Raw genomic sequence first — 18790 nt, 5'->3', positions numbered from 1 at the left:
GGTGTATAATCATGTCAATGAAATTTCCATACGCTAGGAGGGTTTCAATTGACTGACAAGAAGCAAACCAGCATGTTTTCATTCTTTCTTTTTATCATGGCCGTCTGGATCATCGTTTTGTTTTTTACCATCATTGCGGCACTGCCAAGCTCCGCCATCCAATTAACCAAGCACCAATCCAAAACCGTTTCCATGATTTATCCGCAAAGCTGGGGATTTTTCAGTAAAGATCCGAGAGAAGACAGCTTGAACATCTATCTTCTTGATGCCGATGAGGAGCTCAGATGGCCGAATAATTCTCTGAAAAATGTGATCGGCTTAAACCGTTACGGCCGGACGCAAGGGATAGAGCTCGGCCTTATGCTGGAAAAGCTGCCTTCCAAAGAGAAGTGGGAAGACTTCACGACTGGCCAAGACATTAAGGATACCACATTTTTGAAAATGAAAAATGAGTCTCCCTCCCCAAGGCTGAAAGGGAAAATGATCATTACATATGAACGCATTACCCCATGGGCATGGAGCCAGCATACCGAAACGAAAAGAACCATCAAAAAATACATCGGAGTGGATGTCAATTGATTCAGGATGCAAAAAAGCAGCTCACCTTATGGATGATGAAGAATCCGCCTTGGACAAATGTGTACGGGCTTGCCAGAAGCTTAATCGCGCTCGGCACGCTGCTGACATTGCTGTTCAATCCGGCGTCTGTCTTCTTCAAAACGCAAAATCAAATGCTCAGCTTTTCCGACACGTTCAGCCTGTTTCTGCTGTTTCCCGATTTCCGTTACATTGAGATCGTCAAAGCCGTCTGTATCTGTATGTTAATCCTTGTCGTCATTGGCTGGCGGCCCCGCCTCACCGGTTTTTTTCACTGGTGGATTTCGTACAGCTTCCAAAACTCCGCCGTTACCCTTGACGGGGGAGATCAAGTAGCTGCCGTTTTTACGCTGCTGCTGCTCCCGCTGACATTAACCGATCCGCGGAAATGGCACTGGTCTCCGTACGAGGCGTCTTTTGAGAAAAGGCCGCTTGAGCCTTATTACCGCTCCTTATGCTGGGCCACACTGACAATCATCAGAATACAGGTCGCGATGCTGTACTTTAACTCTGTCATTGCCAAACTGATGGAAGAAGAGTGGCAGAACGGGACCGCCGTTTATTACTATTTGAATGATCCGATGCTGGGTCTGCCGGATGCGCTTCACGGTCTGTTTGACTTTATCCTGCAGTCCAAGCTTGTCATCATCCCGACTTGGGGCACGCTCATTGTGCAAACCATTATGTTCTGCGCTTTGTTCGCTCCGAAAACATATTGGCGTCCGATATTGTTTATATCCATTTTTATGCACGAAATCTTTGCCGTTATGCTGGGACTGACCTCGTTTTCCATTACGGTGGCTGGTATTTTGGTCCTGTTTTTGGTGCCGGCAGAGAAAACAGTAGCTTTGAACCATTACAATCCCCTTTTTATCAGATACAATTTTTTCAATAAAAGGAAAAGGAGGAAATTATATGGTTAAAAGCAAGAAGTCCGCAGCTGCCATGATGCTGGTGTTTGTTTTAATGGTCGCATTAGCCGGCCCGCATGCCGCGGCAAAAACTGAGCCGTCCGTCTCTTATTCGGGTGAAGACATTTTTTCCGGCATCTTTTTCGGACAAGGTGAGGTCGCAAAGCTCCTTCCTGAAGTATGGGATACCAAGGCTGTTAAAAAGATTGATCAGGATGAATTAAAGCAAGTTTCCGATCAGGTGATTGCTGATATTAAAAAGTCATCGCCGGATTATTTTAAAGAGTTAAAAGCGGCGGTCTACAGCGGCGATTATGAGAAAGTGAACAGCGTCATTGATCAAGGTTCGCAGATTATGGCGAAAGTGCTGAAAGAAGAGTTTGACAAAAAGAGCATGGATAAAGGAAAATCAACGGCCATCGGCCAATGCGCAACGGCTGTATGGGTATTTTTAAACGCGGCGGCCGCCATTGAGACGATCGCTCTTGCGGTAGCGGCTATCATTTTGACAGTAGCAAGCGTTGACGAAGATTCCGACTTAGGAAAAGAGCAGCTCATCGCTAATGTCGTTGACCGCATTAACGCGCAGCACTGAGGCTGAAGAAAGAAAACGCTAAGGAGACGAACCTTAGCGTTTTTTTGATTGAAGCATCTGTTTTAAATATGCTTCTGAATCAAAGCCGAGTTCCTCGTCGGCTTCTTTTTTCAGTTCAAGCTGAAGTCGCACATACGTGTCATATTTCGGGCTGAGCTTTTGAAGTAGATTGCTGAAAGGCGATCCTTCCTTCAGCGCGGGCAGATCAGAAGCGGATTCTCCGACCTTGATCAGGCTTTCTCTGTATTCTTCATCTGTCTGCACTCTTTTCACAAGCTGAATGATGATGTTTTTATGAGTGTCCCAAGTGGCGGGGTCTCTCTCCAAAATCCGCTCGATAAATTGGTCATGCTGGACTTTGTGCTGCTGGAGCTGAGCCGGGTCCTCCCTGCCGACCAGCTGCATCATCGGGTGTGCAGCCGGAACTTCTTCCATATCATCCAATACTTTAATAAGCTTTGCCCATATCGTTTTTTTCTCATCTGTATCAATAGAAAAGTCGAGGAACGGTTCAAACAGCGCGGCGATAAATTCTCCGAAATCTCCCGGGAACAGTTTTTTCAGCTGAAGTCCCATATACTTCGGTTCATCTATTTTGACCTCGCCGATATCATGCAGAATTGAATCGACATTTTCCGCATCTTCCACGCGCTTGATCAGCATTTCAGTCAGTTTCCGTTCCTGCTCAAGCTCTTCAATCTGCCGGCTGAGCTTTTGATGCTGCTGGCGCAGTATATCATGCAGACTGCTGCCCTCTAAGAGGAACGCTTTAATATCGCTTACAGACAGTGCCAGCATTCGGAGGGCGGCAATCATTTTCAGCGTATTCACGTTCTGAGCGGAATACTCACGGTATCCGTTATCAGGGTTTTTGCTGACGGTGATTAAACCTTCCTGCTCATAATATTTGATGGCTTTTTTCGTGAGACCCGTCTGCCTGGCTGCTTCTTTTATATTCATTCTGAATCACTCCCTGCTTTTCATTCTAAACGTGTCTCTAAGGGTCAGGTCAAGAGAGGGCGGGAAATAAGACGGTTTTATATTATATTTTAGAAATTTCAGAAAATATGATTGACAACGCACCTTTGTTGCGATTAATATAACGTTATATAATGTTATATAACATTATATAATAAAACACTGAGGAGTGAAGGATTTGAGTCAAACTGCCGCACAAGTGAATCACAAGGTTCAGGCTTTCTTGGATGATCTGAAAGGAAAAACGATTGACCACGTCTTTTTCGTCGCTTGCGGGGGTTCTTCAGCCATTATGTATCCGAGCAAGTACGTGTTTGACAGAGAGGCGAAAGCCATCAGCTCTGATCTCTACAGTTCAAATGAATTTATTCAGCGCAATCCCATTCAGCTCGGAGAGAACTCTCTCGTGATTTTATGTTCTCAGTCAGGCAATACGCCGGAAACGGTGAAAGCCGCCGGTTTCGCCAGAAAAAAAGGCGCGCTTACGATTGCGATGACCTTTGAGCCTGATTCGCCGTTAGCGAAAGAAGCCGAATATGTCGCGGTGTATGACTGGGGTGAGAACGCACAGGCGATAAATACGAATTACGGGGTTCTGTATCAAATCGTGTTCGGCGCTTTACACGTGCTGGAAAACCATCCCGCGTTTGAGCAGGCGATCGACGGACTCAATAAGCTCCAGACCGTATATGACAAAGCGCTTAAACAAGAAGCGGATCACGCAAAGGCATTCGCGAAAGCCCACGAAAAAGAAGATATCATTTACACGATGGCAAGCGGTGCGAACTACGGCGTCGCTTACTCCTACAGCATCTGCATTCTCATGGAAATGCAATGGATTCATTCCCACGCCATTCATGCCGGAGAATATTTTCACGGACCGTTCGAAATCATTGATGAATCCGTTCCATTTATTATCCTGCTCGGCTTAGACGAAACAAGACCCCTTGAAGAGCGGGCGCTTTCCTTCTCAAAAAGATACGGCAAAAAACTGACTGTGCTTGATGCGGCAGCATATGATTTTTCCGAAATTGACGATTCTGTAAAAGGCTATCTGGCTCCTCTCGTATTAAACCGGGTGCTCAGAAGCTATGCGGATGCGCTGGCGGAAGCAAGGAACCATCCGTTAAGCCAGCGGCGTTACATGTGGAAAGTCGAATATTAAGAACGCGCATTATATTTCACCGGACTATAATGATATATAACGTTATAGTCCGGTGACAAAGGAGGAAAAGCATCTGAAAAAGCTCATCTGCCTGTTCGTTCTGTTAGCTGTATGTCTGTCAGCCGCCGCCTGTTCAAGCCAAAGCAGTTCCTCTGACGGAAAAGTGACCCTGAAGTTTTTTCACAGGTGGCCGAAGGAGCCGGAAAAAAGCTATTTTGAAGAAGCGGTCAAAGAATTTGAAGCCGCTCATCCGGATATTCATATCCAAACGGAGGCGGTCTTGAACGATTCTTATAAAGACAAGGTGAAAGTCATGCTCGGAACAACGAGCCCCCCTGATATTTTCTTTTCTTGGAGCGACCGGTTTGCTTATAAATTCATCAAAGGAGATAAAGCCCTCGATCTGTCGTCTTACTATCAGCAGGATAAAGATTGGTCCTCACAGCTTGTGCAGTCACAAATCAAACCCTTTACGCATGACGGAAAACAGTACGGTGTTCCGTGGCAAATGGACGCTAAATCATTCTTTTATAATAAGGACATTTTTAATACATTACATTTGAAGCCCCCGGCGACATGGGATGAACTGATCACAGTCTGTGAGAAATTGAAAGAGAACGGATATATTCCGATCAGTTTCGGCACAAAAGCGCCTTGGACCATTTCTCATTATATCGGGACGCTGAACCAGCGTATGGTGGATGAAAAAACGCGGGCGAAGGATTACAGCCCGGAAACCGGGGAGTTTACGGACGAAGGCTATGTCAAAGCGCTTGAAAAGCTTCAGGAACTTCTGCCGTACTTTACAAAGCACGTGAACTCCGTTGATCACGAATACGTGCGCCAGCAGTTTACGAGCGGCAAAGCGGCGATGATTTATGCGGAAACGGCAGAAATTAAGCTCGTCGAACCGGTCAATCTGGGCTTGTTTCCTTTCCCGAAAATCAGCGGCGAAAAGGGATCTCCCCGTGCACTGACCGGATCTCCCGAAGGATTTATGATTTCCTCAAAAACGAAGCACCCGAAAGAAGCCATGGAATTTCTTCAGTTTTTAACCTCGAAAAAAATGGGAGAGAAGCTGATAAAAGACGTCGGTAAATACAGCGCGGTTCAGGGAACGGCGACAGAAAACAATTCCACCCCGATCCAGCGCGAAGCCGTGCAGGATATCATCCGCGCCGAAACAATGGTGCCGTGGTTTGATATGGATGTTGACGTTGAAATCGCCGATGTGTATGCGGCAGGCGTTCAGCAGATGCTCGGCGGCACAATGACACCGCGCGAGGTGATGAATTCCGTGCAAAAAGCGGCGCGTCAGGTCAAAGCGTTATCTGAATAGAACAGATTTCTTTGGAGAAAGGAGATGAGGATTTCCTTGGTCAGCCGAAAACGTTTCGTTCCGTATTTGTTTCTCGCGCCCGCGCTGGTTTTTCTGCTGTTCGTTTACATTCCGATTATTGAGAATGTGTTTTTCAGTCTGTTTGAATGGAGCTCATTTCAACCCGAAAAGACGTTTATCGGTTTGAAAAATTATATTGACCTGTTCCACGATCCCGTGTTTTTTACAGCACTCCGCAACAATGTGCTATATGCGGTCATATCGCTGATTTGCCAGGTTGGCGGCGGCTTAATTCTGGCGGCCGTGCTGGAAGACAGATTGGTAAGAAAATGGTCGCCGTTTTTCCGTACGGTATTTTTTCTTCCGGTCGTCATTTCCATGACCGTCATTGCGCTGTTGTTTGATTTTATTTATAACCCGGAAATCGGGCTTTTGAATCAGCTGCTGGAAGCCGTCGGACTTGATGAACTGACCCGGGCGTGGCTGGGCGATGAAAACACCGCTATGCTGTCTGTCATTTTTGTGTCTCAATGGCAGTCTGTCGGTTACATCGCCATGCTGTACATTGTCTCGATTCAGAGCATTCCCGCTGAATTATATGAATCGGCGCAGCTGGACGGAGCCGGAAAAATCCAGCAGTTTTTTCACATTACGGTGCCGCAGACGAAAGAAATGTCGTTTGTTGCCGTAGTGATGACGCTGACCGGCGCATTTACCGTATTTAATGAACCGTATATTCTGACCGGCGGAGGACCGGGCAATGCTTCAGAAGTACTGAGCACATTTTTGTATAAGAGCGCTTTTACAAAGGATATGATGGGCTACGCTTCTGCGATCGCGACGGTGGTGCTTTTGCTGACGCTTGCTCTGTCGCTTATTCAGATGAAATTCTTTAAGACCGGAAAGGAGGAGTAGCCGATGCTTCCTGAAAAGACGGACTTGCGTCATGCCCGTCAGGCCGTCAGAACAGGCGGGAAACCGAGAAAATGGTATGTCGGGGAAACGTCTGTGTGGCTGTTTCTCTTTATCTACCTCATTGCCGTTGCTTATCCGCTGTTATGGATGGCGGTCAGCGCCTTTAAAAGCTCGGATGAGATTTTTGAGCACAGCTGGTCGCTGCCCTCTGTCTGGCATCCCGAAAACTTCGTATCCGCATGGAACCAAGGGATTTCCGCTTATTTTATGAACAGCGTCATTGTGACCGTGCTGACTTGTCTAATCACCGTATTTGTGAGTGCCTGGGCGGCATACGGGCTGGCCCGTTTTCAATTTAAAGGAAAAGGGTTTGTGCTGATCATTTGTCTTGGCGGCTTGATGCTGACGCCGCAGGTCAGTCTTGTGCCGCTGTACTCCATTATCCAGTCATTGGGACTGTACAATACGTATTGGGCATTGATTCTTCCGTACGCAGCCTACCGTATTCCGTTTACCGTGATTCTGATCCGTTCCTATTTTTTGTCGATTTCCAAAGAGCTTGAGGAAGCGGCCTATCTGGATGGATGTACAAGTTTCGGAATATTTTTCAGAATATTCTTACCTATGAGCGTGCCGATTCTGGTGACATCAGGCATTTTGACGGCTTACCATACATGGAATGAGTTTATGTTTGCGATTATTTTTATCGATGATGAAAATTTACGGACGATTCCGGCCGGGCTGATGCAGTTCAGAGATGCGCTGCAGACGGATTGGGGCGTGCTGCTGGCCGGGCTGACGATTTCTGCTGCTCCGATCATCGCGCTGTTTTTATTGATGCAGAGATATTTTATCCGCGGCATTGCAGCGGGAAGCGTGAAAGGATAAGGGGGATGAAAAGATGAAACTGATAGCGGCCGGAGATAATGTAGTAGATTATTATCAGGATCAGGAGACGTTTTACCCGGGCGGAAATGCGTTAAATGTAGCCGTGCTTGCCCGGCGCTTAGGCCACGAAACTTCTTATATCGGGATTCTCGGCAGTGATGAAGCGGCGGATCACGTATTGAATGTGCTGAAACTGGAAAAGGTGAATGCCGATCTGATCCGCCGGGCATACGGAGAAAACGGGATGGCGGTCGTCACGCTTGATGAAAAAGGGGACAGGATATTTGCCGGATCAAATAAAGGCGGCGTGCAATCGCGTCTGACGCTCGCTTTTCAGGAGAATGACATCTCATTTATCGCCGGACATGATCTGCTGCATACGAGCGTATACAGCAGGATAGAACGTGACCTTCCGATGCTGAGCGGCCATGTGCCGATTTCCTTTGACTTCTCTGTAAAACGTGACGAAGCCTATTTAGAAGCGGTCTGTCCGTACGTAACGTATGCGTTTTTTTCCGGGAGTGATTTGACTGAAAGTGAATGTGTGCGGCTTGCCGAAAAAGCCCGCGGTTTCGGAGCGAAAATCGTCTGTCTGACAAGGGGAGAACATGGCGCGGTGTTATCGGATGGGGAACGCGTCTATCATCAGCCGGTGGTAAGAGCTGATATAATAGATACATTGGGCGCGGGTGATTCTTTTATTGCCGGGTTTCTTACCGATTTCTTCGAGCATCAGGATATTCGGCGAGCGCTTACTGCGGCCGCCGGGACGGCTGCCAAAACATGCGGAGGGTTCGGAGCGTTCGGTTACGGGCATCCCTACAGGCCGGACGGCGGGAAAAGCAGTGAAAAAACGAGAATACGATAAGCATTGTCTCGTTTTTTATACTTGTTACGCATAGGGGCTGTTAATGGTAAACGTAACGCGGTCGGTATGCATTAAAAACAGCGAGCTGTATATCGGCTGGTCTTTTGACATAAAAGCGGTTTTGTCAATTTCAAAAAGCGCATCCCCGATATCACAAGCCAGATAGCGGCTTTCTTCCTGCTTGGCGTATACGACATTTAACAGCTTCGTATTATGGGTGGGCACCACCTGATAGTGCTGTTTCAAAATGTCATGCATCGACACGCCGCCTTTAATATGCTTGCCGATGTCGGGAAATAAACTGAGCGGATAGTGGGCGATTTCGAATGAGAGCGGCTGGTCGTCGTGAAATAAAATGCGTTTTAATTCAAGAACGGGACTTTCGGAAGCGACGCGAAGTTTTTGAGCGATGGATTTAGGCGCTTCAATGATTTCATGGGAAAGGATCTGGTGTTTCGGTTTTTTTCCCGTTGATTCCATAAATTCAGAGTAGCCGTTGACCGCGATGAGCTCCCGCTTCAGTTTAGGGCTTTTAACGAACGTTCCCTTTCCCTGCTGCCGGACGAGCCAGCCTTCTTCCACAAGATCAAGGATGGCCTTCCTGACCGTTATGCGGCTGACGTTGTACGTTTCGCACAGCTCATTTTCAGTCGGCAGTTTTACGGACGGCGAATAAACGCCCTTCTTGATATCGTCCGCGATAATTTGTTTCAGCTGAATATATAAAGGTTTCGAGCTCCCGTTATTTAACAATGGGACGGACCTCCTTTGTCAAGTAGTAGTACTATTATACGTATTATGACGTTATAATACAAATTTGCTTTTCATTTATGAATCTGTCAGAAACCCCGAACATTTTTAACATAACAGAAAGATGTGGCGGTTTCCAGTATTGGAGGAGGTTTCGAATGGCATCATTAACATTTGACCATATCAAAAAAACATACGGCGCCCAATCGGCGGCAGTGAAGGATTTTCACTTAGATGTAAAGGATGAGGAGCTGCTGGTGCTTGTCGGTCCCTCCGGCTGCGGCAAATCTACGACACTCAGAATGATTGCCGGACTGGAGAGCATTTCTGAAGGGAAGCTTTATATCGATGGAGACGCGGTGAACGATCTGCCCCCGAAGGATCGTGATATCGCAATGGTTTTTCAGAATTACGCGCTGTATCCCCACATGACGGTGTTTGATAATATGGCGTTCGGTTTGAAGCTCAGAAAGCTGCCGAAAAAAGAAATCACAAAGCGAGTCCGGACGGCCGCTGATATTTTGGAAATCGGGCATCTGCTCAAGCGGAAACCGAAGGCTCTTTCAGGCGGGCAGCGGCAGCGGGTTGCGCTCGGCCGGTCGATCGTGCGGGAGCCGAAAGTGTTTCTGATGGACGAGCCGCTTTCCAACTTAGACGCGAAATTGCGTGTGACGATGCGCGCCGAAATCAGCAAGCTCCATCAGCGTTTGAAAGCGACCATCGTTTATGTGACGCATGATCAGACGGAAGCGATGACAATGGGCGACCGGATTGTCGTGATGAATGAAGGAGATATTCAGCAGGCCGCAAGCCCCCATGAGATTTATCATTATCCGGCGAATATGTTTGTGGCGGGTTTTATCGGTTCTCCGAGTATGAATTTTATAAAAGGCGTCATAGAAGAAAGTCACGGGCAATGGTATTTTGCCGGTTCGTCCGTTCGTCTGCCCATTCCGAAAGAAAAAGCGGCTGTTCTTGTGCAGAAAGGATACAGCGGTAAGGAGATGACTGCGGGGCTGCGTCCGGAGCATTTGACGCTTGCCGGACAATCAGAGCACCCGCCTGAAGCGGTGTGCCGCGCTGTGGCGGAAGTATGTGAGAACTTAGGCGCGGAGATGTACGTTCATGCGGTGAGCGGAGATAACCGCATGACGATCCGTCTTGACGGCGCTTCAGAGGTGAAACCCGGCGATGCCATTCTGCTTGCGGTCAATATGAACCGGGCCGTCTTTTTTGATGCCGACACTGAAAACGCCGTATATTGAAAAAGGGAGCCTGATGATGGGGCTCCCTTATCACTTCTTATGATACGATTACCAGATTTCGTCCGCCCATTCCGGGTGGTCGATAAACGGATTGCGGTTATGCTGATAGTCTTCGTAAATGATTTCGTTCCGCCGTTTTTCCTTACTGTCGACGGGGTCTTGTTTATTCCATTTGAGCAAAACGGACAGTTTTCCCATGTAAGGAGCTGAGCCGTTTCCGGTTTTATCATTCAGCTCAAGGTCGGGATACCCGTCGCCGCCTTCATAACGCACCGCCATGTAAAACAGCATGCGGGCGACGTCTCCTTTGACCTCATCGCGCGGCTCCCAGGAATCACCGTCGTAATAATTGCCCGGCGCTTTCGGGTATTCTGTGCCGCCGTTATCAAAATCCATGTTTCCTCTGGCGCTGTTCACCTGGACGTCTGCAGGGCGCAGATGATGAATGTCCGTCCCGGGGCCGGCAGCTGTTCCGAAGTTTCCGTGTGACTTTGCCCACACGTGTTCACGGTTCCAGTCCCCGACGCTGCCGCCGTTTTTACTTTTGGCCCGTGATTCCTGGGTGTAGAGCAAGATGACATTGTTCGGATTTGCCGGATCTTCGTCAGTTTCCTTCAATGCATTCCATACTTGGCTGTAAGACAGCTTAGTATGTCCGCTGATGATGCGGTGCAGGGCGCTCTTTAAGGCTGTTCCGCTTTTTCCGGAAGCTTCTTTGTAATATGTGTCCGTATCCGCAGACGGAGTGATGACAGCTGAGGCAGTTTGCGGAAAAAGAGTTGTGCCGCCGGAAGTTGAAACCGCGAGCCGGCTGTACAGATTTGTGTCAGCCGGCGCGCCCGCAGAGGCTGACGGCGCGGCCCATCCAAAAATGAAAAACAGGCAGACAATCGGCAGAAACCAAAGTTTTTTTGTCATGACTTGCCCTCCTTTACCTCTATTATCCAAAAAATAAATCTAATATTCTATCTTTTTTGAAAAATGGTTCCTTCGGCTTATGGGACAGAGGGGCGGTTTCTTGGTCAAAGTATCCGGAAAATCATTGATTTTTTAGAGGATATGATAATGAACTCATAATGCGCTCCTTCTATAATGAAGATCATCTTGTCAGTTTTTCAGTTTAAAAGGAGGGCGTGTATGGAACATCAGCAGCTTTCGGCGGCGAATATCGGGATTTCCGACGACATACAATGGCTGTCTCAATTCGGCGCTTCCGCTTCCGGCGGAGTGACGAGGCTTTTATATACGAAAGAATGGATGAACGCCCAGCTTGCCGTCAAAAAGAAAATGGAGGCGTTCGGGCTGGAAACGGCATTTGACGATGTCGGTAACGTATTCGGCCGGCTGAACGGCACAGAATCGCCTGATGAGGTGATTCTGACCGGGTCGCATATTGACACCGTTATTGACGGCGGCAAATATGACGGTGCGTTCGGCGTGCTGGCGGGCATGCTGGCGATCCGGCATTTGCATGAGACGTGCGGGCGTCCGAAAAAAACGCTGGAGGCTGTGTCGCTCTGTGAAGAGGAAGGGAGCCGTTTTCCCATCACCTATTGGGGCTCAGGCAATATCACCGGTGCTTTCTCGCTTTCAGATGCGGAAACGCCGAAAGACGCGTCCGGCATTTCTCTGAAAGAAGCCATGCGGCAGAACGGCTTCGGTGCAGGCCGTTATCCGGCGCCGCTGCGCACTGATATTAGTGCCTTTCTGGAAATTCATATAGAACAGGGGCAAACGCTTGAACGATCGGGAAAGGATATCGGGATTGTCACCGGGATTGCCGGACAGAGGCGCTATACCGTTACGCTTGACGGTGAATGCAACCATGCGGGGACCACTTCAATGAAATGGCGGAAAGATCCGCTCGCGGCGGGAAGCAGCATCATCCATGAACTCATGCTCTCAGCGGAAAGACAGCCGGAAGAGCTCCGCCTGACGTGCGGGAAAATGACGGTTGAGCCGAATATGGCGAATGTCATTCCGGGCCGTATCCAGTTTTCCGTTGATATTCGCCACCAGCAGGAAGACGTGCTGGCAGCCTTCCGTCAGAAACTGGTGTCGATTATTGAAAACATCAGCCGCAGCAAAGGAGTCAGACCTGTTATTGATGAATATATGAGGATAGAGCCGGTTCAAATGGATCAGACACTGACACGAACCGCAGCAGAGGCTGCAAAAGAGCAGGGGGCGGACCCGGAGAAGATCGTAAGCGGAGCGGGACATGACGCCCAGATGCTCGGCAGAACCTTTCCGGCCTGCATGCTGTTTGTGCCGAGCTGTGGCGGGATCAGCCACTCGCCGCTTGAATTCACACCCGCACATCAGCTTGAAACCGGCGTCCTTACGCTGGCGAATGTATTACATAAACTTGCCTATTAACGTAAAGGGGGAATCGGCGTGCCGACCAGAAAAGAATTGTGCATTCCGCAAAGAACGATTATGACACCGGGACCGACAGAAGCTGAACCGAGAGTGCTGAGGGCGATGGGCGCTCCGATCCTCGGCCAGTTTGACCCGGCATTTACCGGCATCATGAACGAAACGATGCAAATGCTCCGTGAATTGTTTCAAACGGAAAACCGCTGGGCCTATCCGATTGACGGCACATCAAGAGCGGGGATTGAGGCTGTTCTCGCAAGTGTGATAGAACCGGGCGACAGCGTGCTCGTTCCGATATACGGACGCTTCGGATACCTGCTGACTGAAATCGCCGAGCGGTACGGAGCGGACGTTCATACGATCGAGTGTGAATGGGGAACGGTCTTCCGGCCTGAAGAGATTATCAGCGAGATGAAAAAGATTTCCCCGAAAATCGTCGCTATGGTGCACGGAGAAACATCAACGGGGCGGATTCACCCGCTGAAAGAAATCGGGGAAGCGTGCCGCGCCCAAGACGCACTCTTTATCGTGGATGCCGTAGCCACGATTGGCGGATGCGCCGTAAAAACGGATGAATGGAAGATTGACGCAGTCATCGGGGGAACGCAAAAATGCCTATCGGTCCCTTCCGGAATGGCGCCGATTACTTATAATGACCGGACGGCAGCTGTCATTGCCGCGCGTAAAAAGGTAGAACGTGGCATTGCGACGGCAGCTGACGGTAAAATGCTGTCCGGTCATCGGCCGGTTACGAGCAACTATTTTGATCTGAGCCAGCTCGAAGATTATTGGAGTGAAAGAAGGCTGAATCACCATACAGAAGCGACAGCAATGCTTTATGCGCTGCGGGAGGGTGTGCGCCTTGTCCTGGAAGAAGGACTTGAAGAACGGTTCCGCAGGCATCAGCGTCATGAAAAAGCGCTTACGGCGGGACTTGCAGCGATGGGCCTTGATTTATTCGGCGATCCGGAGGCGAAGCTGCCTGTCGTCACATGTGTGAAGATTCCGCCGGAAGCAGACGGCGAATCGATCAGGAGTATGCTTTTGTCTCAATTCGGAATTGAAATCGCCAGCTCGTTCGGTCCGCTGCAGGGGAAAATTTGGCGAATCGGAACGATGGGCTACAGCTGCAGAAAGGAAAATGTGCTGTTTGTGCTGGCCGGACTTGAAGCGGTTCTGATCAGACACGGAGTTGCAGTTAAAGCCGGGGAAGCGCTGCAGGCGGCCCTTAACATATATGATCTGCCGGCTGAAACCGGTGTGCTGTCATGAGATATGAAAACGAGATTGAAATCATCTGGACTTTTTTCCCTTTTCCCCGTTATACTGAATGGTATAAAAAATGACAAATATGGAATGATCATCTGTTTGTCTGGGGAGAAGGTAAGAAATCATGGCGTACATAGGCCGATTGTCAATTTTAATGCTGAATATGTTTATTGCGATGCTTGGAATCGGATTGATTATTCCGATTATGCCCGCATATATTACCGAATTCGGAGCGACGGGGAGCACGATGGGTCTGCTTGTTGCAGCGGCGGGGCTTACACAGCTTTTATTTGCGCCTATTGCCGGGGAAATAACCGACAAATACGGACGGCGGAAACTGATTATTTTCGGCATTGCCGCCTTTGCCGTGTCACAATTGATCTTCGCCTTTGCCGGAAGCCTGTGGCAATTGTTCGCATCCCGGCTTTTGGGCGGGATGGGCGCGGCGTTTTTAATGCCGTCAATGTTCGCTTACATTGCGGATATTACGACCGAAGAAGAACGCGGGAAAGGAATGGGGCTGTTCAGCGCGGCGATGACGCTCGGTGTCGTCATCGGGCCCGGTGTCGGAGGCTATTTGGTTCATTACGGCATGTCTGTGCCGTTTATCGTGTCCGCAAGTCTCGCCTGCTTTTCAACGGTGCTTTCATTTTTCTTTCTGCCCGAAACGCTTGGACGTGAAAAGCAGCTGGAAGCCCGGGCAAAAACGGAAAAACGTGAGCATCTGTTTAAGCAAATGTCACGCGCGCTCAAATCGCGGATCGCGTTTATGCTGATTCTGGTTTTTGTGCTGAACTTCGGAATTATGAACTTTGAATCCGTTTTCGGCCTTTACGTTGACCATAAACACGGATTTAAAGCCTCTGATATTGCCTTTATTATTACGGCTGCGGGTCTCATCGGCGTGTTTGTGCAGGCGGTCGGCGTCAGTTATCTCGTCCGCAGGTTCGGGGAAAAGCGCGTCATTAACGTGACGTTGATCGGGGCTGCTGCAGGACTTGTGTGGTGCCGGTTTGCGGGTTCATATTGGGCCGTTTTTGCCGCGGCAATCTTTTTCCTGACGCTGACATCGCTGCTCCGGCCGGCCGTTAATACGATGCTGTCGAAGCTCGCCGGTGACCAGCAGGGGTTTGCCGGCGGGATGAACACCTCATTCATCAGCTTAGCGAATATCGCCGGACCGTCAGCCGCCGGTTTTCTCTTTGATGTAAATATGGAATTTCCGTATATGCTGGGAGCGGCCATTCTCGCCATCAGTTTTCTGGCCGCGCTTGGCTGGGGCAAAAAGACACAGACCCGGCCGTTCACGCAGCAAGGATAAGAATCAAAAGCCTCCGGGTATCCGGAGGCTTTTTGTTGATTGTCGTTTATTCTGCGGCGGTCTGCATCTCTGAAATTGCAGGGATGCGCATAGAGGGAAAATCATATCGAACCAGTTGTTTCGTATGCAGGGGGAGAGCATTCTGATAAAACGGGTCATTGAAATAATACGAACTGTTCAGTAGGGGGCGATTGGTGACAACAAGGAGAGGTTATCTTATAACCTCTCACGGAAGATGTTGTGATGGTTCTCCTGCACGAATTTTGCAGATTAAAACCCGCAATTAGGCCAACACACAATTATGCAAGAGACAATCATCTAAAAAGGGTGTCGGTAAGTACAATATGGTGTACGGAAAAGGAGTTGAAAATGTTGTATTATTACCCGTCATTCCATTTGTATCAGCGGCAAGAATTTAATTATTATCCATGGGCCCATCAATTGACTCATTCAGGGAGCTCTCCCTATGTTTCCGCGCGCCCTCCTTTTTATAATTCTCCATGTTACAGAGAGTGCATAAGAAGCGGAGCGGATAGTTATTTCTGCTGCTATATCTGCGGTTTCTGTTAAAAAGAAAGACTTATAGAAGTAAGTGATCTTTCCAAGATGACAGTGAGACCATTATCCAGACAGCCATTAGTCAACACACGAAGCTTTATTACGGTTCACGGAGGGGAAGCGCCCCTCCTTTTTTGGAGAGATTTTTTCCGCTGTGAACGGAGAATGTATCAGCGTAGCCAAAACTCCGCGTGAAAAAGGAAAAGAGCATTTCCTCTTTCCTTTAGGAGGAAGTCATTTCTGCGTATCAAAATTTAAACAATGAAAGTGCCTTCTCGGGAGGGCGACTGAAGTATGCAGTATTGTGCGCGGATAGTCACGGGGAACACAAGCAGTGAAATCTCATTGCAAGGAAAGTCTTTTTAAACCGGCTCTTCATTTTCTTTGCTTACCTTCTGAGGAATAAAGCGGCGGGCCGCAAATAAATAAAAGCGAATAGCGTAAGGCGGTGCTTATTCGGCAAGGAGAAATGAAAGAAAGATGAAGATGAGAGACGTTTTATCTGCTGACACGAAACAGCAGCTTAAAAAAGTGTTAAGTCCTTCTACAAAGGCAGATGAACAGGAATTGGGAAGAAATCATGGGAACGAGACGTGACACCTCAGACGTATAGGCGGCTGTATACGTAGGAAATGAGCCTTTTGTTCCACACACGAATTTTAAATATATGGAATATACAATTATTGTAAGGTGAATTCATTATATAGGAAAGAGGTAAATGTTCAATGTATCCAAATTATTATTACCCATATTTTGGGGAAAGTCGTGCTTTTGAAGGTTTAATTGGTCAATTTCACACTCTCCTTTTTAATCTAACTTTGCCAAATGGACGGTTGCTTACTGCTGGTACACGTGTGTTTATACACAGGTCTGAGTATACACCAGCAGGTCAAGAATTTGTTACTATAGTATTTCCTTTGTCTATTGGCGGAAACTGTATAGCTGGTTCAGCTGTAGTTTCGGCTAGTCAACTCACTCCTGGAGGAATCCAAACAGTTAGATAAAATACTAATTTAAGTATCATCTTTTGAGATGATACTTATTTATTTTGAGGAAGAGAGGTAAGTGAAGATCCTTGCGAAAGAAGCAGACGCACAAAAACTTGTTTACGGTATCGTTTATGAGCCGGACACCGTGGATGCTCACGAGGATTTCATGACAGCTGCAGAAATTGAGAAGGCCGCTCACGGCTTCCTGAAAGGATACTCGTCAGGGTTTTGATGGCAGCATTTTTTGAGGATTTAGCTGAATGATTCACCTTAAATAGGATGCGGGAGAACACCCCGCATCCCTGTCTCTAACGATTCCTTAACCGATCAGCCGCTGCATTCTCAGCGCGAGCCGCAGGCGCATCGTCGTCTCCGGATCTTTTAAGCTTTTGCCGAGCAGTTCCTCGCATTTTTCTAAACGATAGATCACCGTATTTCGATGGACGTACAGGCGCTTAGCCGTTTCTGAAATCTGGCAGTGGGTCTCCAGGTAAACAGACAGCGTATGAAGCAGGCTCTGATCTTCCTTTTGCCGGTCGGCCAGGCTTTGGAGGGTGGCTTCGTAAAACTTCTTCACATCTTCCGCCGGAAGCAGGCGGAGCAGCTCCGGCACGTCTTTGGCATGATAGATTTGAATAAACTCCGCGCTTCTGGACAAATGCCCGGATGAAATGGCGTCTGAAGCTTCAGTAAAAGCGTCAGGGACGTCGATCAGCTTTTGGCATATGTTTGAGATGCCAAAGGAGACAGTCCGTTTAAACTGCGTCCGGACCTGCTTTTGAAACTGCTCCAAAAAGCTGATGACAGACGCGTGCATTTCATTCCAGCTGTCTGTCGCTTCAATTAAAAGAATACCGACATTTCCTTTAATAAAGAGATGAGGGGGAAACGGAAAGGATGACAGCTCCCCTTCAAGCAGATCAAATACATGATCGGAAACGAGCTGATTTTCGGTAAAGCTGATCGTTTTCTCATTTCGGTCGAGTTTTCCGCAAATGCACATGTATTTCTGATCCCAGCGGAGCCGGAATTCTTTGGCACGGCTTTTGATTTCTTCATGGCCTGTAAACGAGCGGTCGATGAAATTGCTGAAAAATTCATTGCGCGCCCGTCTGCCGAATTGTTTGACGGCATTTTCTTTCAGCAGTTCAAAGGAAATGACGTTGGCCGCCTGTTCAATTGTCAAAATCATGCCTTTATCAGCGGTCTGCACCAGCTCCGGAATCACCAGATAACCGCAGTTTTTTTCAACATTCAGAATCGGCAGGACAGAATACGCCTTTCTGTCGGAGAGCATGGAAAAGCAGGTGAAATAAGGACCGGAAAGGGAATAACAGATGTTTTTCAATAAAGACGTGTCAATGGGTATGCTGTGGGACGATGATAAGAGTTTTGTATGCTGATCCAAAAGCAGCACGGGAAGCCGGAGAATGTCTGAGAGCTTCTTAAGCAGGGATTGCAGCCCTTTGCCGCTCATGATGTGGTTTGTGAATTTTTTATGGGTGTAAATGGCCTGCTGCAGCTCATTTGAACGCATATCAAGAATATGGCTCAGTGTGGCGTTGACGATATCTCCCAGCCTGATGTCTTCCGGCAGCTCAATAATCGGAAATTCATACCGGTCGGCAAGCTCCGCGGCATCTTTCGGAATGACATTAAGATAACGCTTCGTTTTGATCCCCAGTCCCGCGCAGCCCCGTTTTGCCATGAGGCGGATCAAATCTTTCAACAGCTGCGGGCGGTCCTTCAAGTGGTAAGCCGTCGTGACGAGCAGTTCATTTTTATGTAAAAAATCAGCGATGTCCGGCGCATCCATCATGTTGACGTGCTGCACCTCCCTCCAGCCGCCGGATCTGCCTGCGATTAATGCCGCCCGCTCATAAGCGGGAATCTTCATCACATCATAAATGTTCATCAGTCAATCTCCTTTCAGGTTCTAAAGACAACCATTAGTTAATATGAATAAAAATCATCAAAAAATATAGCGGTTTTGCTGATGTATT

17 protein-coding genes and 1 pseudogene are annotated in these 18790 nt (G+C 48.2%); 14 read left to right on the top strand and 4 right to left on the bottom strand.

Annotation, left to right across the window (positions count from 1 at the left end):
- Positions 1-48 precede the first annotated feature (48 nt).
- From OWN49_RS05790 to OWN49_RS05780, 3 genes are read left to right on the top strand one after another with little or no spacing between them, the layout of a single operon-like run.
- Complete coding sequence (locus tag OWN49_RS05790; protein WP_077722796.1) at positions 49-579, top strand: SdpA family antimicrobial peptide system protein; 531 nt, start codon at positions 49-51, stop codon at positions 577-579.
- Entirely contained in the window at positions 576-1520 is a 945-nt protein-coding gene (locus tag OWN49_RS05785; RefSeq protein WP_058906331.1) for a sporulation-delaying protein SdpB family protein, read from the top strand. The genes OWN49_RS05790 and OWN49_RS05785 overlap by 4 nt, the downstream gene beginning before the upstream one ends.
- Positions 1513-2103: a sporulation delaying protein family toxin gene (locus OWN49_RS05780; RefSeq protein WP_077722795.1), complete on the top strand. Its 591-nt coding sequence runs from the start codon at positions 1513-1515 to the stop codon at positions 2101-2103. The genes OWN49_RS05785 and OWN49_RS05780 overlap by 8 nt, the downstream gene beginning before the upstream one ends.
- A gap of 33 nt (positions 2104-2136) precedes the next feature.
- Here OWN49_RS05780 and OWN49_RS05775 read toward each other — a convergent pair whose 3' ends face one another.
- Positions 2137-3063 carry a MerR family transcriptional regulator gene (locus OWN49_RS05775; RefSeq protein WP_071392251.1) on the bottom strand — a complete coding sequence of 309 codons (927 nt, stop codon included), beginning with the start codon at positions 3061-3063 and terminating at the stop codon, positions 2137-2139.
- Between the two features lie 196 nt (positions 3064-3259).
- Between OWN49_RS05775 and OWN49_RS05770 the strand changes: the two genes are divergently transcribed.
- From OWN49_RS05770 to OWN49_RS05750, 5 genes are all read left to right on the top strand, one after another.
- A complete protein-coding gene (locus tag OWN49_RS05770) occupies positions 3260-4246 on the top strand; it encodes an SIS domain-containing protein (RefSeq protein WP_071392250.1) in 987 nt (328 codons plus the stop codon).
- A 73-nt stretch (positions 4247-4319) separates the two neighbouring features.
- The gene (locus OWN49_RS05765) at positions 4320-5585 is read left to right on the top strand and encodes an ABC transporter substrate-binding protein (RefSeq protein ID WP_154066756.1); all 1266 of its coding nucleotides are present in this window, start codon (positions 4320-4322) and stop codon (positions 5583-5585) included.
- A gap of 24 nt (positions 5586-5609) precedes the next feature.
- On the top strand, positions 5610-6500 hold the full coding sequence (locus OWN49_RS05760; protein ID WP_370649023.1) for a carbohydrate ABC transporter permease: 891 nt from the start codon (positions 5610-5612) through the stop codon (positions 6498-6500).
- Between the two features lie 3 nt (positions 6501-6503).
- Positions 6504-7388, top strand: coding sequence for a carbohydrate ABC transporter permease (locus OWN49_RS05755; RefSeq protein WP_003151895.1), 885 nt, complete (start codon positions 6504-6506; stop codon positions 7386-7388).
- 13 nt (positions 7389-7401) lie between these two features.
- Positions 7402-8256, top strand: coding sequence for a PfkB family carbohydrate kinase (locus OWN49_RS05750; protein WP_077722793.1), 855 nt, complete (start codon positions 7402-7404; stop codon positions 8254-8256).
- Positions 8257-8280: 24 nt separating this feature from the next.
- Here OWN49_RS05750 and OWN49_RS05745 read toward each other — a convergent pair whose 3' ends face one another.
- The gene (locus OWN49_RS05745) at positions 8281-9009 is read right to left on the bottom strand and encodes a GntR family transcriptional regulator (RefSeq protein WP_012118372.1); all 729 of its coding nucleotides are present in this window, start codon (positions 9007-9009) and stop codon (positions 8281-8283) included.
- Between the two features lie 155 nt (positions 9010-9164).
- Here OWN49_RS05745 and OWN49_RS05740 point away from each other — a divergent pair, with 155 nt between their 5' ends.
- Complete coding sequence (locus OWN49_RS05740) at positions 9165-10271, top strand: ABC transporter ATP-binding protein (protein ID WP_077722792.1); 1107 nt, start codon at positions 9165-9167, stop codon at positions 10269-10271.
- A gap of 48 nt (positions 10272-10319) precedes the next feature.
- On the opposite strand, the gene OWN49_RS05735 is transcribed toward OWN49_RS05740, so the two are convergent.
- Entirely contained in the window at positions 10320-11189 is an 870-nt protein-coding gene (locus OWN49_RS05735; RefSeq protein ID WP_077722791.1) for an endonuclease I family protein, read from the bottom strand.
- Between the two features lie 219 nt (positions 11190-11408).
- On the opposite strand from OWN49_RS05735, the gene allC reads away from it, so the two are divergent.
- The 5 genes and pseudogenes from allC to OWN49_RS05710 form a co-directional block, all read left to right on the top strand.
- Positions 11409-12650 (top strand): allantoate deiminase, encoded by a 1242-nt coding sequence (allC, locus tag OWN49_RS05730; protein WP_077722790.1) that lies wholly within the window; start codon positions 11409-11411, stop codon positions 12648-12650.
- Between the two features lie 60 nt (positions 12651-12710).
- Positions 12711-13922 (top strand): pyridoxal-phosphate-dependent aminotransferase family protein, encoded by a 1212-nt coding sequence (locus OWN49_RS05725; RefSeq protein WP_217904225.1) that lies wholly within the window; start codon positions 12711-12713, stop codon positions 13920-13922.
- 121 nt (positions 13923-14043) lie between these two features.
- Positions 14044-15240, top strand: a complete 1197-nt coding sequence (locus OWN49_RS05720; RefSeq protein WP_102422539.1) for an MFS transporter — start codon at positions 14044-14046, stop codon at positions 15238-15240.
- Between the two features lie 1283 nt (positions 15241-16523).
- A complete protein-coding gene (locus OWN49_RS05715; protein WP_077722787.1) occupies positions 16524-16802 on the top strand; it encodes a hypothetical protein in 279 nt (92 codons plus the stop codon).
- Positions 16803-16863: 61 nt separating this feature from the next.
- Positions 16864-16998: pseudogene (locus OWN49_RS05710) on the top strand (XkdF-like putative serine protease domain-containing protein); the annotation flags it as partial.
- Between the two features lie 108 nt (positions 16999-17106).
- Here OWN49_RS05710 and OWN49_RS05705 read toward each other — a convergent pair.
- The gene (locus tag OWN49_RS05705) at positions 17107-18702 is read right to left on the bottom strand and encodes a PucR family transcriptional regulator (RefSeq protein ID WP_039253981.1); all 1596 of its coding nucleotides are present in this window, start codon (positions 18700-18702) and stop codon (positions 17107-17109) included.
- Positions 18703-18790 lie beyond the last annotated feature (88 nt).

Origin of the sequence: Bacillus sp. NEAU-242-2, assembly GCF_027853835.1 — a bacterium.
Classification (GTDB): domain Bacteria; phylum Bacillota; class Bacilli; order Bacillales; family Bacillaceae; genus Bacillus; species Bacillus velezensis.
Note: the sequence above shows the minus strand (reverse complement) of the source record. Positions and strands in the feature narration are given on the sequence as shown.